Source organism: Dysgonomonas sp. PF1-14 (assembly GCF_029892965.1).
Taxonomy (GTDB): domain Bacteria; phylum Bacteroidota; class Bacteroidia; order Bacteroidales; family Dysgonomonadaceae; genus Dysgonomonas.
Genome location: NZ_JARXWN010000008.1, coordinates 184,978 through 198,718 on the forward strand (window position 1 = coordinate 184,978; position 13,741 = coordinate 198,718).

General features: G+C 36.1%; 15 protein-coding genes. All 15 read right to left on the minus strand.

The features are described 5' to 3' along the window. Positions 1 to 19: 19 nt before the first annotated feature. Positions 20 to 1,795, minus strand: a complete 1,776-nt coding sequence (locus M2448_RS11675) for a hypothetical protein (protein ID WP_280647782.1) — start codon at positions 1,793 to 1,795, stop codon at positions 20 to 22. Between the two features lie 35 nt (positions 1,796 to 1,830). Then, positions 1,831 to 4,362 (minus strand): type VI secretion system protein TssR domain-containing protein, encoded by a 2,532-nt coding sequence (tssR, locus tag M2448_RS11680; protein WP_280647783.1) that lies wholly within the window; start codon positions 4,360 to 4,362, stop codon positions 1,831 to 1,833. A gap of 11 nt (positions 4,363 to 4,373) precedes the next feature. After that, on the minus strand, positions 4,374 to 5,264 hold the full coding sequence (locus M2448_RS11685; RefSeq protein ID WP_280647784.1) for a PKD domain-containing protein: 891 nt from the start codon (positions 5,262 to 5,264) through the stop codon (positions 4,374 to 4,376). A gap of 24 nt (positions 5,265 to 5,288) precedes the next feature. Beyond that, positions 5,289 to 5,801 (minus strand): type VI secretion system transmembrane protein TssO, encoded by a 513-nt coding sequence (locus M2448_RS11690; RefSeq protein ID WP_280647785.1) that lies wholly within the window; start codon positions 5,799 to 5,801, stop codon positions 5,289 to 5,291. 7 nt (positions 5,802 to 5,808) lie between these two features. After that, positions 5,809 to 6,306, minus strand: coding sequence for a type VI secretion system TssO (gene tssO, locus M2448_RS11695; RefSeq protein ID WP_280647786.1), 498 nt, complete (start codon positions 6,304 to 6,306; stop codon positions 5,809 to 5,811). A gap of 80 nt (positions 6,307 to 6,386) precedes the next feature. Then, positions 6,387 to 7,214: a hypothetical protein gene (locus M2448_RS11700; protein WP_280647787.1), complete on the minus strand. Its 828-nt coding sequence runs from the start codon at positions 7,212 to 7,214 to the stop codon at positions 6,387 to 6,389. An 8-nt stretch (positions 7,215 to 7,222) separates the two neighbouring features. Then, positions 7,223 to 9,046, minus strand: a complete 1,824-nt coding sequence (locus M2448_RS11705; RefSeq protein ID WP_280647788.1) for a M12 family metallo-peptidase — start codon at positions 9,044 to 9,046, stop codon at positions 7,223 to 7,225. Continuing rightward, positions 9,043 to 9,867 carry a DUF4280 domain-containing protein gene (locus M2448_RS11710; protein WP_280647789.1) on the minus strand — a complete coding sequence of 275 codons (825 nt, stop codon included), beginning with the start codon at positions 9,865 to 9,867 and terminating at the stop codon, positions 9,043 to 9,045. Before M2448_RS11710 ends, M2448_RS11705 begins: the two co-directional genes overlap by 4 nt. 17 nt (positions 9,868 to 9,884) lie before the next feature. Next, positions 9,885 to 10,511 (minus strand): hypothetical protein, encoded by a 627-nt coding sequence (locus tag M2448_RS11715; RefSeq protein WP_280647790.1) that lies wholly within the window; start codon positions 10,509 to 10,511, stop codon positions 9,885 to 9,887. Between the two features lie 195 nt (positions 10,512 to 10,706). After that, entirely contained in the window at positions 10,707 to 11,222 is a 516-nt protein-coding gene (locus M2448_RS11720) for a hypothetical protein (RefSeq protein ID WP_280647791.1), read from the minus strand. Position 11,223: 1 nt separating this feature from the next. Next, a complete protein-coding gene (locus tag M2448_RS11725) occupies positions 11,224 to 11,739 on the minus strand; it encodes a hypothetical protein (protein ID WP_280648052.1) in 516 nt (171 codons plus the stop codon). A 1-nt stretch (position 11,740) separates the two neighbouring features. After that, positions 11,741 to 12,256 (minus strand): hypothetical protein, encoded by a 516-nt coding sequence (locus tag M2448_RS11730; RefSeq protein WP_280647793.1) that lies wholly within the window; start codon positions 12,254 to 12,256, stop codon positions 11,741 to 11,743. Position 12,257: 1 nt separating this feature from the next. Beyond that, entirely contained in the window at positions 12,258 to 12,773 is a 516-nt protein-coding gene (locus M2448_RS11735; RefSeq protein WP_280647794.1) for a hypothetical protein, read from the minus strand. A gap of 1 nt (position 12,774) precedes the next feature. Then, complete coding sequence (locus M2448_RS11740) at positions 12,775 to 13,290, minus strand: hypothetical protein (protein WP_280647795.1); 516 nt, start codon at positions 13,288 to 13,290, stop codon at positions 12,775 to 12,777. A gap of 1 nt (position 13,291) precedes the next feature. Further along, on the minus strand, positions 13,292 to 13,741 hold a 450-nt coding region (locus tag M2448_RS11745; RefSeq protein ID WP_280647796.1), incomplete at its 5' end, for a hypothetical protein.

Consider the following 13,741-nt stretch of genomic DNA (forward strand, 5'->3'; position numbering starts at 1 on the left):
TATGTTTATGTTATCTTTTTTAAGGTGTTGTGACAATAATTTCGTAGTTATAATTATTCGGAGACCGTTTGATAAGCCTTGTATGGAGGTCTCTAACAACCTCTTTTTTATTAAGATAATCTGCATATCTTTCTTTTGGTCTTATCCGGATTTCCATTACATTAATCAGCCCTTCTTTGAATTTGGGACTGATCTTAACTGCTTTTTTTACATTTATATCCTCTGCATATTTACCTATTTCCAACTGACAGTAACTGACAATATCATGCTTTGTCAGTATTCTTCCCTTTGATGTCAGGAAGAAGCGGTTAATCGCTTTCAGACTTTCTATATCATAAAAAGTGTGGCCTCCGGTAACCGGACTCAGGAAAACAGCCTTATTTTTATTTAATGCAGGAATCGTAGTTGCCATCAGAGCTGTTCCTTTTTCCAATCCGTTGACCTGTCCGGCTAAGGTAGTCCAGTATGATGTAACAACAGTTGTTGTTGTGTCATATGGATGCACTGTCAATCTTGCAACATCCGCATACTCATTCATCCTGTTGAGATCGAAGCGCTGATTTTCTTTATCTTGTATATCAGACAGAAGATTCAAAACATCCAGTATTTTTTCTTCATTAATTTTTGGAAAGGCTGTTTTTTCACTTTGAATAACATCAATAAAGCGTTCCAAGTGGTCGTATATGCGTATATCATCTATCCTTTTCTTATGAATGGGAGTAACAGTATAAGAACCCTCTTTCTTTTTAGCTGTATCGTAATGATGAAAAATGGTATCTGTATCGGTAACGGATTCGATTTCAAGGAACTCCTCCCCGATTTCAGAGGGTAATGAGATTATATTGGAGAGATTTTGCCGGGGTTGCCTGTCTTCATTGTATCTCCTGTTAAGAGCCGGAAAAGCATTTAACACTATGATCATTTTTTCCAGATCAGATTCTTCAAAGTGAGGAGGAAAAGTAATGGATAACCAGTTTTTATGAGGCAAAGACATGATAATATCTTCCGGTATAACAGCCTGTAATCCGGCAGGAAAAGTATCTATTGCAATATCATCCGGATAAAGAATATCAGTCAGTGTTTGAAAATGAGACTCATAAAAATGAAGGATGTCTTTTTCTGCATTACTATTTGCAGTTTCTGCTATAACCGGAAACCCTTTTCTTGCATTTAACTGGTGCTCTGTTGAAGACCAACGAATCGTTGATAACAAATCATAATAATTGTGGTTGTCGTTCAGATGAGGAAAATCAATATAAAAAAACAGGTTTTCCAATTGTTTTATTTCAGTATCTATTTCCAGTTGTAACCAAATGGTATTATATACTGCTTTTTTCTCTGTTGTGGTTGTTAGTGATTTATTCCCCTGCTCATCGACAGTCCATAACGATTGGTTGTAGAACATATATCTGATACATGCGTCATGGAGAACAGTATCTGTCAGGGGGCTGAATACAGGTGGCTTAAAAGCGGTATTTTTCAAGTTATCGGACAACTCTTTCAGACTGAACTCAGCGTTCTTGCTCAACCGGTACACTGGTGTGTCGGGCCTGACCTGCAAGATACCATGTGCAGGACGCACATAACCAAACATGGAAGGAGAAAGTGTCTTAACTAGCTTTTCGAGAATAGTGACATCTATATCGTTAAGTTTATTATCTAACAGATACAGTTCATTGCACACCTCTTCTACCATCAGCTGAAAAAGCGGATTGAAATTACCTGATTTCTTTGTCCCCCACACCATGTTGGCATAGTGGATTATCTTGTTGCGTATGGCTTCTTTGCTCTTCATTTCATACTTTTATCTGTTTCCTGCTTAATTGTCCTTTACGGCAACAGTTTTCTGTCCACCCAGTAATAAGTCTGTCCGTTCGATTCAAACTTTTCGGCTTTGTTAAGTTCTTCCTTCTTGCTTTTGAAGTAGATAATGAGGTCATCCAGCATCTTATCTGTAACCAATTTGTAATCGGTCAGATCTTTTATTTTTATGTCGTTCAGCATATCGGTGGCAGATGGACTCCCTGTTATTCGTCTTTGCGCTTCGGCAAGCGACATAGAATTCAGTATATTTCCTTTTTGCTTACATAGTTTACAGTATTTGATCGTATTCATATACAGGTCTCTCAGATAAGTTCTGACTGCATAAGTGTCTGCATATGCTCCCGGAGGTTTTGGTATGGTATAGAGTGTTTCCTTTGGAATAGTATCATTTGCGTAATCGGGAATTTCTTCTTTTGATTTAGCCATCAGATCAAACAGATCATCTTCACAGTTACATGGTTTTTTGTCTTTCTGTTGTGCGTCTCTTGCTTGATAGATATATTCCACTTCCATTTTAGATAAAGCATCTACGAAGTCTTTCAGTTCATCCAATTCACTTTCGGATGCCATTAGGCGATAGCCTACATGCCTGTTTACCGAATCGGAAAGTATTACAGGCTCAGAGGCCATACTCCATGCCGGAAACTGATTCTTAAAGCCAGCCACCAGTTTTTTGGATGGCGTCCTTGTTGTATCCAGTTCGAATTTCCGGGTAAATTGTTCATCAAATCGTGTACGATTATTACCCACTGTATTAAAAGCCCGCGACATATAACGGATAACACTGGTATTGTCTTCTTTGATCTGCCCGACAATAGTATCGACATTATTGGTAAGGACATCCAGAGATAAATAATCACCTTTTTGAGGAAAAAGGATAGCTCCCTGAGTGATGCTGTTATCCGGAAAATCGAGACGATACCCGTTTTTCGTTTCACCTATTTCAGTATAATAACTGGTATGCTTGATCTGTTCGGGTGATACCAGAACGTCTCCTTTGGTTTTTTTCATAGTTTCGGCATAGGAGTCTATCATCGTTTCTATGTCTAACACAAAGTTGTTTGATGCGTTGTCATCTGAGGCATATACCTGAAATCCGAGTAAGCGGCAATTGTTTGTTGCGAGCCTGTTAGTCAGGGTAGAGTCTACATCTTCATTGGCATAACCTGTTTCTCCTACTACAACAATCAGGTTCGATTCATCCTTGTATTTATTCAGCATATCTACAGCCTTATAAACCCCCGCCCATGTACGGCTAAGTTTTATTTGTTTAAGCTTATCCCTGTTATTTGCCTTTTCGGTAAGGAAATTTACCAATTCAGAATAGTCGGGCGTGAATGGCATAGTTACAGGGTGTAATAGTTGTTTATTGGAATCGTCTATTGTCATTACGCAACCAAAGCGGTATGTATACAGATCTTCATCCTGCTCAAACAGTTGTTGCAGGTTCTGAATAGCATTGACTATCTGCGGAAACTGTGCAATGGTATGTTCTTTTCCTTCAAAGACAAAGGCTATATTGATGCGTTTCAGATTTCTGGCTATATCTCTGAACCCTTTGTGCGATATATGTCCGCCATTGACGTTGAATATATAGTTATTACTATTGTCAAAAACGGGCATAGGCAGATGTGCCCTGTATGCGATAAGTGTGTCTCTGATACTATATGAAGTGACGGGTGTATATTTAGCTGTCTGGTATTGTTCTGACAGAAAGGCACTCATATCCTGCATGTCTTCCGACAGGTATATATAGTCATCTTTTCCCTGCTTGATAAGTATTTTATCCGATGCCGGTACTGTGGACATGTTTACGTGTAAGACCTGACCGATATCCTGCAAAAGGGAGCTGTGTATCCAGCCCAGTATATCCTGTTTCGCCTCTTCGGGTTTGATCATTGTTTTCTTTGCTATCAGAGCCATATCCTTCTTTTCGGACTGTTTCATCTGATAAACAATGCTGTATGGCTCGACGTTACCTGCAACAGATTCCATACGCAGGTCTTTGTATAACTTTACAGAGTCTGACTCAAAGTATTTTTCGGCATTATTGATGGGGATAGTATCGGTAAAGATAACCATCATCTTATTTTTTCGTCCGCTGGCAATGTCTGTTACAGACTGATGATCGAGCAGGAGCCTCGATTTGTGCATCCAGCCGTAATATTCGGCTCTTTTGTATTCCAGTTTTCCGTTTTTGAGTATATCAGGGGTGTATTTTATCAGTCTCAGGTGATCGCCTTTTGTACCGATGACCAAAAATGGATCGAGATAATCTACATCTTTGGCTTTGACCTTGCCTCCGGGATTATTGTAGGTTGTATTCTTTTCCCTGTCGGAATAGACAATCCAAGGCTCTTTATTCAGGTCGGTTTTCGGGGCTTTTATCCCCTCTCCTCCACAATAGTTGAGGGAATACTCTCTGGGTATCTTTTTAGCCTTAGTAAAACGGTTTACAGGGCCACAGGCACTAAACACAAGTATTATGGTAGATGCTGCTATAAGAAGTTTTGTATATATAGTTGTAATTTTATCCATTCTTGTGGTAGTTAATCGTTGTCAGACTGTATAACAATGAGTTTCTGGATACACTCTTCGGTTTCGGGATCAATATCGATGAGTACATTTTCTATCGTGGTTCTTCGCCTTCCGATCAGTCTTAATCCCTGACAATAGGAATAGAAGTCATTTTTCTTGGTATTGTTTATAATAACTACTGCATTCGGATTTTTGCAGAGATAGTTATTCAATATGTAGTTATAGTTGGTATTGAAGGGCTTCTGGTTGATTATAGCCTGCAACTTCTCCTTGATGTCATTCCCTATGAGTGTCGCTACATCGGTGGTATCGTTCTCCATATATTGAGGGGCGATAACAATGGTATGCCTTATCGGGTACTTGGTATCTTCTGTAGATAACAGGACTTCGTATGTTCCGGGAAACTCGTATTTATAAATGGCGGTCTGCTCGCGGGCATCGACAACTCCTGTTTCGCCGAACTCCCAACGCCATTCTTTCGATGGGCCTTCTCCTTTAAATACAATATATTCTTCTTGCATGCCCGATTTGGGTGCAATAATTTTGATAAGCTCGTTCTGTGTGTCATCACTACGTTTTGTACGTACATTGACGATGAATTTCTTTTCGTAGCGTTCGTTTACTGTCAAACGTATCTGGTATTTACCTGTTTCGGGATAGGTGTATGTTCCTTGTTGCAGCGGGGAAGAGTCTCCATTGCCAAATTCCCAGAGCCAATGGTTTGCCCCTTTCGTACTGTCGGTAAATGTGATGGGTGTTCCAGCCTCAATATCTAAAGGTGTAACCAGTGCTTTGACTTCCCTTGTAGTGAGGCACGACCGGACAAAAAAGGTCAGCCCGATACAAGCGGCAATAACTCCTATGACAATGTAGATTCGGCGATTAAATATTTTACTTCCCATACTCTCTTCTATATGCAGTTTAATTTATTTAGTGCTTTTCAGTTCTTCTTTTTTCTTTTGCAGGCCTATTTCACAGTCTTCAAGGTTTTTCTTGAAAGTGACGATGTTCTGCTGTTTGCTCCACAGCTCTTTTTTGTCGTCGAACCACATGCTGTAGAAGCTGGATACCTGATTGAATATTTTATATCTGCCGTCATAGCTGTTCTTGTCGTAAATGCTTTTGATGTCATTCAGATAGAACTTAATGTCGTTTTCTTCGTAGCTGGCATTGATACCCGGATTGAAGGCTCTTATCTTATTGTAGATGGAGTCGATAATGACCATCTCGTTGCTTTGCATATCCTGAAAGCCTCTGATACGATCCATCTTGGCTATGGCAAATTCTTTCTGCGCCATAGTTTTGTCGTCCGAACTGTAATAGAACAGACAGAAACAGCACAGGGCTGTTGTGACAGCAAACAGCAGGCTGACATAAACGAATCCGATAACGCGTTCGCGCTGGTTCTTGGTCTGTTTTTTTCTCTCTATATTTTCCATATTCTCTTTATTTTCTTACTGTTATACCTCCCAACGTCACCTTGCGGGTTGTCTGTTTGTTGTCTTCGACGCACTTCATCAGGTCGCTGCGTACGAGTTCTTCATCGATCTTTGCTGTGCGGATGGAATCTTTTATGCTCAGGAAGGAATTTACCTGACTCATCAGCTTCTGGTAGAGCCTGATATCCCTGCCATTCATGCTTTCCATCGAGGAGATGATCTCCTGTTTACGGCGGCTGACCGAGTTCTGCAACAAGACATCGTTCTTGTTGGTGTTGAACATGGAAGTATACTGGTACAGTGTATCAATACGGCCGGCAAGGTCGATCTGCTGTACATAAATTTTGTCGTACTCTTCGGTTTTCTCTACTATCCGTTGTACTTCTACTACCGATGTCTTGGTGTAGAAGAAATAGGTAAGTACTCCGACAAGTACGCAGGCGGCCAGATAACCGGAGAATTTCCAGTAGCCGCGAAGGATTTCTTTGTGGTTTTGAGGGCGCATAAAGATTTAAATTTTATATATCAGGCGAATTACATAAACATCTAATTGTAATACTTCATATTTGATTCATATATTTTATCTTATTCATATTCAAGATAGGGATTTTCTTTTTCCTTTTTTAAGTTAGCAGGCTGTCGTTCCCATTCTACAGCTTTTCTTATCTCTTCATCCGTATAAGAAGATGGATAGTAGTACTCTCTGTCTCTTTTAAAAAGGGCTTTTTCATACTCTGTGACAATTATCTTGTTTAGTTTTCCATTTTCTCTGTCATACTCCCTCCATTCTCCTTCCCTGTATCCGTCTACCAGCTTGCCTTCTATTCGCAAACTACCATCAGGATAAAAGTCCTTGTAATAACCTGTTCCCATCTTGAAGGTAGTCATATAAAGTATATCCACTATTTTTCCATTGTATAACCGTTCGTATAACTGCTGCCCATCAATTATACCATCAGTATAACTTTCTGTTTTATTTACAGCCTGCTTTTTCTTCTCTTCGTCCGTTTCTTTTTTATTCCACTTTAAAGTATATTCCCACGTACAACAGGGAACCCCATGATCAAAACACCCTATCGCGTATATATGTACCTGATACCATCCGGTCTGATATGACGTATTATGTACTCCGATCATACTTGCAGGTACTATATATTCGTTTACTGCTGCGGGCTTATCAATATAATACCAACCATTATAAATATCATTGTGATAGCCATAACGTTTTATGTTCTTTTTGGTATTTTCATCATATTCAACACGGTAATCAAAATTATAGTGTGCATATTTGATTGCATAACGTCGATCTTCATTCCTTTTATTATATGTATTACACAGTGAATCAATATTGGTCTGGGATGAAATACTGATAGATATAAAGGCAAATATGAATAATAATGTTATTGTTTTCATTATGGTATTTATTTTCTGTCTTGTACTATTTTTCGCAACATTAACCATTGCCATTTGAAAAAATCATCTTGAGATGTGGCGTAATCCATCACGTTTGCTGTAGAATAATCACGGGAATAAGTCATACTTTGTGTATAAAGTACTATTTCCAATGATTGAAACAATTCTTTTTTTTCTCTTATATACCTGTTTACATCCGGATCATTCAGATGTTTACTATCATAATAAGTAGCATACACATTGTTTTTATCACTATCTGCTTTTGATCTTACATCTCTATCAGTACTTTGTTCGTTTTTAATAGCATCATCATATTTTTTCTTTTCCGCCGAATTATTACTTAAAAAGATAGTAAAATTCGCCTTCTCATTTATATCGTTTTCTACTGCATAATATTTCAAAGTTGCAATTTGCTTATCTTTATTGACAAGATCCTTCTCCGCACCGTCAGATCCACTATCTTTAAATGTATGCCGGCAACCCAATGTATGCCCTATTTCGTGAGCATAAATACCAAATTCGTCTTTTGTATTTTTAAAAAGTAAGCAAACGGTTTGCCCTACTATAGCATATCCTTGATTTGTATTACTGCCGGGAAGTTGAGTTACCAATGGGTTCTTATTGTCGGAGTAAATCATCTGTACACAACTCCTGTCCACAATAAAAAGATGAGTTCCTTTGAAATTATGAGGGAAGTTTAACGGATCTTTCACTTTCACACCATTTACACTTGGGACATTAAAAGGGTCAGTACTATCTTTGATATTCTGGACATATTTAAGAAAATCATAATAAACAGATGTAAAAAAATTACCTCCCTCACTATGTTTTATCCCGTTGTTACCATCTCTGTATTTTGCATAATTACTATTTTTAATATCATAGAGCAGGTAGTCGTTTGCATACTGGGCAGTCATATTTATTCCGGCTTGCATAAATATTTTCTGTAAGGTCTCATTTAATTCAGTCAATTTGCCGTTATCCAATTTCAGGCCAGCTATAGTCTCATCTATACTTTCCTGTTCTTTTGTCTTATCTTTATTTATATATTTCGAAATATCTAAGGTGGGCCAAATAACTACTTCATAATCTATCTTATTTTGTGCATATACTTTCAATTCTCCAATAATTACAGGATTTTCTTTACTATTATCAGGTGGGCGATTATATATTTTTATATCCAAAAGAGCATCCTTAGCTAAGTTCCCATCATACTTTAGTTTAATCTTCACATCGTCCTTCTTCTTTATCTCAAAAGCATCTGCTGTTGTGCTTTGATCAAATACTTTTCCGTCAATGGTAAGTTTTAACCCTTGTGATATTTTGAAAAACATATGGGAAGGATTATTATTATCTATCTTACCTTTTGTTTTAATTTTCATTAATAGATTTACATCTGTATTTACATCCGGTAAAGATACCCATCCTGTAGAGGTATGTAATTTATCATTATTATGAGAATATATTTTGAAATCCCCACTATAAATTGCCCGACGAATAGCAATATTTCCATCTCCTTTTATTTCATCGTAATCATTTGAAGCCGGATTCAATTTATATTCGCAGAAGCTGGAATTCGAACTCCATCCGTTATCTAATATATTTATACCATGATGTTTTATTATTTTTCCAAAATGAGGATTTTTTTTTGTCACAGAAACGCCATTTACAGTCTCAGTGATATCTTCATTTTCGTCGACATCTACCCAATCAAATCCAAAATATGGTTTTAGATTTTTCTTATCTTTCCTAAACTCCACGACAAACGGTGCACCTGTCCATGTAGATACTGGAGTGCTATTATTTTTTACATCTTCTGTTCTTAGAGTCATAACTGTTGTTCCTCATAATTAATTTCGAAATTCTTTATTACAGCAATACCATTACTCCCTACTTTTCCTGAAACAATAAGTTCTTTTTTATTGCCTGCAAAAAGTCTACCTTCTTCATTTACAAAGCGAACTTTTACTATTTCATCTGGATTATAATCTTCGGTTTCTATATACATCGTGACCGGATAATCAGGATATTCAATATACAGTTTCTCATCACTTCCATCTTCTTTCCAATATACATCAGTGACTTTAGGGATCCTTTTTTGAGTAGGCTCCAGTTTTTCCAATTCCGCCGTTTGCCCGCTATCTATTATTCTCAAATCCTGACTACTTACCATACAGGGGATCGTTGACCGAACTACCAAAGCATTCTTATTATCAATTAATGTCTCCGAATAGTCTTTCCATTCTCCTAAGCTGATTACCGCCTTACAGGGTGGTTTGTTCGATCCATGTGAGGGATGTTTGCAAAGGCCTGTAAAGTTGAAATTTACTTTCCCGTCTTTATCTCCAACTGTTGCCCAAGGTTTATCCTGTAGTTTTATTGTTGTAGATGTCACTATGATATCTGCTGTATCAGGAGAGGCAAAAGGACATTGTACCTTTCCTCCCTGACAAACGTATTTGGCATTCTCATTTAAGGCTGCCCATTCTCTTTCCTGCTTTTCCTTTTTGTGTGCTTCTTTTTCTTTATCGCTCATTTGCTCCGAAGATGAAGCCGAATCGAGAGATTTATCTGTATTGCCAGACAATGTAGAAATTAATACTACAACCAGAACAAGAGCCACTACGACTGCTATTACTGCAAATAAACTCATATATCTATTTTTTTCGGTTAAACTCTTTTCAGCATAAAAACCCACTCATTATTTATAATTTCATCGTAAAAATATTTTACAGAAACATCAACAGATTCTATTAAATTATCTTTTTTACTCAACACTATTTCACCAGCCGACTCTATTATGTTTATCGATGACGTTTCATTTCGATCTAACTTAAGATCATATATCCTAAATTCTTCGTCTTCATTCACAAAAGTGATTGTTTCAACTAACTCTGATTTCTCATTGTCATCTAAAGTGATTATTCGTTGCATGTTCCAATCATTTCTGTGTTTTTTCGGAACGACCGGGAATAATAGTCCATATTCGTTATATTGACTGAAGATGCTTTTAAAATGTTCATCCCGGACGAACCTATCTGATATTCCATTCAGATATTTATCAACTGCAACACCTTCATAATCTCGCTCAACTCTTTCCTTCAATAAATTCCAGTTTGTGCGAAGCTCCTTTAAATTCCCAACATCCGTTATTTTTCCATTACTACTTCGTTCAACGTGTATCCAATCGTATTTATAATTCAATCTTCGATGAAAGTCTTCAGCTTTTCTTATTTCTGATCCAAATTCCATGACCGGCTCTATTACTTCAATCTCATAAGTATTGTATGACTCCATAGATTCAATGTTTATTTTCAAATCCTTGTTATAATACACCTTATTTTTTGACTGGCTACTTAACGGATATAGACCTATGCCACGAGAATAAGTAAATCTTTGCCGATCCTCTTTCCCTTTTTTTACAACCGTTTTAATATATGTACTAACTTGGTCAAAATGCATGTCGCTTTGTATATCTTCTCACTCTGTATATTAATCACAATCAGGTACGCGAATAAAGGTAGTATAGCGTATCATTTTTTCAGGTTTTATATCATCTGGTAAATCTTGTTCTAAAATCCACTCTATGTCATATATTGTTTTTGTAAATAATACTGGAAGATTCGCTTCCATAAATAAGGTGTCGTTTCTTATTATCAGTTTTAACATTAATTTATCATCGTCTCGAATAGAGTTTTGAACAAAAAGAGAGCCTCCATCTACTCTATAATAATTATCAAAACCTTCTTGTTTGCCGTTCTCTTCAAAGCTTTGTAATATATTCCCTTCTAAAAACTTAATCCATCCTCCTCTTTCTAAATTTTCTTTTCTTATTCTCATATAGATACTATCTGCAATGGCATCTATATGAGGATAATTTGATTTTATCTCATATTGTGTATCAATTATCTTCCAACAACCTAATATTTCTTTAGAATAATCTTTCGTTTGACTACTGCAGGATGTAGAACCAATTAATAGTAATAGGATAATAATTTTCTGCTTCATATTAATCACAATCGGGTATACGTGCGAAAATGGTGTAACGCATTGATTCTTTAATATTTACATCATATGGAATCTCTTGTCGCATATCCCATTTCAAATAATCTAAGACATTAGTGAATACTCTTGGAACATTTGCTTCTAAATATAATGTATCATCCTTTATAACCATCTTCGATGTTTTCTTATCATCATCACGTATCGAATTTTGAGCAAAAAGAGAATCTCTATCTATCTTATAATAATTATCAAGCCCACGCTGTCTACCATTATTGTTAAAACTTTGTAGTATGTTTCCTTCTAAAAACTTAATCCATCCACCTGTTTCTAAACTTTCCTTACTGTCTATCGCATTCAGACTATCTGCTAAAGCATCTATATAAGGATAATTTGATTTTACCTCGTATCGTATATCAATCATTTTCCAACAACCCAATATGTCTTTGGGATAGTCTTTTGTTTGACTACTGCAGGATGTAGAACCAATTAATAGTAATAGGATAATAATTTTCTGCTTCATATTAATCACAATCAGGTACACGAATAAAGGTAGTATAGCGGATCATTTTTTCAAGTTTTATATCATCTGGAATAACCTTTTCCAAATTCCATTTTATATCATATATTCTACTTCTAAATTTTCTTGGAAGACTTGCTTCTAGAAATAAGGTGTCATTCCTTATTATCATTTTTGATGTCAGTTTGTCATCATCACGGATAGAACTTTGAAAAAAGAGAGAGTCTCCAGCTATTCTGTAATAATTATCAAACCCTTGTTGTTTACCGTTCTCTTCAAGACTTTGTACGATATTTCCTTCTAAAAACTTAGACCATCCTCCTCTCTCTAAGCTTTCCTTACTTTCTATCGCATTCAAACTATCTGCTAAAGCATCTATATAAGGATAATTTGATTTTACCTCATATCGTATATCAATCATTTTCCAACAACCCAATATGTCTTTGGGATAATCTTTTGTTTGACTACTACAGGATGTAGAACCAATTAATAGTAATAGGATAATAATTTTCTGCTTCATATTAATCACAATCAGGTACACGAATAAAGGTAGTATAACGTATCCATTTTTCAAGTTTTATATCATCTGGAGCCTCTTGCTTTATATCAAATCTTAGATCTAATAAAAAATCATCAAATGCCTCTGGAATACTAGCTTCTAAAAATAAAGTATCGTTTCTGATTATCATTTTTGATATTTGCTTATCATCATCGCGAACAGAGCTTTGAGCAAAGAGAGTCTCTCCGTCTACTCTATAATAATTATCAAACCCCAGTTGCTTATCATCCTTTCCAAAGCTTTGTTGTACATTTCCCTCTAAGAATTTAGACCAACCGCCTCTTTCTAATCGCTCTTTACTTTTTATTGCATAGATACTATCTGCAATGGCATCTATATGGGGATAATTTGATTTTATATCATATTGTGTATCAATCACTTTCCAACAACCCAATATGTCTTTGGGATAGTCTTTTGTTTGACTACTACAGGATGTAGAACCAATTAATAGTAATAGGATAATAATTTTCTGCTTCATATTAATCACAATCAGGTACACGAATAAAGGTAGTATAACGTATCCATTTTTCAAGTTTTATATCATCTGGAGCCTCTTGCTTTATATCAAATCTTAGATCTAATAAAAAATCATCAAATGCCTCTGGAATACTAGCTTCTAAAAATAAAGTATCGTTTCTGATTATCATTTTTGATGTTTGCTTATCATCATCGCGAATAGAGCTTTGAGCAAAGAGAGTCTCTCCGTCTACTCTATAATAATTATCAAACCCCAGTTGCTTATCATCCTTTCCAAAGCTTTGTTGTACATTTCCCTCTAAGAATTTAGACCAACCGCCTCTTTCTAATCGCTCTTTACTTTTTATTGCATAGATACTATCTGCAATGGCATCTATATGGGGATAATTTGATTTTATCTCATATTGTGTATCAATCACTTTCCAACAACCCAATATTTCTTTGGGATAGTCTTTTGTTTGACTACTACAGGATGTAGAACCAATTAATAGTAATAGGATAATAATTTTCTGCTTCATATTAATCACAATCAGGTACACGAATAAAGGTAGTATAACGTATCCATTTTTCAAGTTTTATATCATCTGGAGCCTCTTGCTTTATATCAAATCTTAGATCTAATAAAAAATCATCAAATGCCTCAGGAATACTAGCTTCTAAAAATAAAGTATCGTTTCTGATTATCATTTTTGATGTTTGCTTATCATCATCGCGAATAGAGTTTTGAGCAAAAAAAGAGTCTCCATCTATTCTATAATAATTATCAAGCCCACGCTGTCTACCATTATTGTTAAAACTTTGTAGTATGTTTCCTTCTAAAAACTTAATCCATCCACCTGTTTCTAAACTTTCCTTACTGTCTATCACATTCAGACTATCTGCTAAAGCATCTATATAAGGATAATTTGATTTTACCTCGTATCGTATATCAACCATTTTCCAACAACCCAATATGTCTTTGGGATAGTC

Bases quoted from the DNA above. Each gene is read 5' to 3' on its own strand.
- M2448_RS11675 (WP_280647782.1), bottom strand. From the start codon at position 1,795: ATGAAGAGCAAAGAAGCCATACGCAACAAGATAATCCACTATGCCAAC.
- tssR (WP_280647783.1), bottom strand. From the start codon at position 4,362: ATGGATAAAATTACAACTATATATACAAAACTTCTTATAGCAGCATCT.
- M2448_RS11685 (WP_280647784.1), bottom strand. From the start codon at position 5,264: ATGGGAAGTAAAATATTTAATCGCCGAATCTACATTGTCATAGGAGTT.
- M2448_RS11690 (WP_280647785.1), bottom strand. From the start codon at position 5,801: ATGGAAAATATAGAGAGAAAAAAACAGACCAAGAACCAGCGCGAACGC.
- tssO (WP_280647786.1), bottom strand. From the start codon at position 6,306: ATGCGCCCTCAAAACCACAAAGAAATCCTTCGCGGCTACTGGAAATTC.
- M2448_RS11700 (WP_280647787.1), bottom strand. From the start codon at position 7,214: ATGAAAACAATAACATTATTATTCATATTTGCCTTTATATCTATCAGT.
- M2448_RS11705 (WP_280647788.1), bottom strand. From the start codon at position 9,046: ATGACTCTAAGAACAGAAGATGTAAAAAATAATAGCACTCCAGTATCT.
- M2448_RS11710 (WP_280647789.1), bottom strand. From the start codon at position 9,867: ATGAGTTTATTTGCAGTAATAGCAGTCGTAGTGGCTCTTGTTCTGGTT.
- M2448_RS11715 (WP_280647790.1), bottom strand. From the start codon at position 10,511: ATGGAGTCATACAATACTTATGAGATTGAAGTAATAGAGCCGGTCATG.
- M2448_RS11720 (WP_280647791.1), bottom strand. From the start codon at position 11,222: ATGAAGCAGAAAATTATTATCCTATTACTATTAATTGGTTCTACATCC.
- M2448_RS11725 (WP_280648052.1), bottom strand. From the start codon at position 11,739: ATGAAGCAGAAAATTATTATCCTATTACTATTAATTGGTTCTACATCC.
- M2448_RS11730 (WP_280647793.1), bottom strand. From the start codon at position 12,256: ATGAAGCAGAAAATTATTATCCTATTACTATTAATTGGTTCTACATCC.
- M2448_RS11735 (WP_280647794.1), bottom strand. From the start codon at position 12,773: ATGAAGCAGAAAATTATTATCCTATTACTATTAATTGGTTCTACATCC.
- M2448_RS11740 (WP_280647795.1), bottom strand. From the start codon at position 13,290: ATGAAGCAGAAAATTATTATCCTATTACTATTAATTGGTTCTACATCC.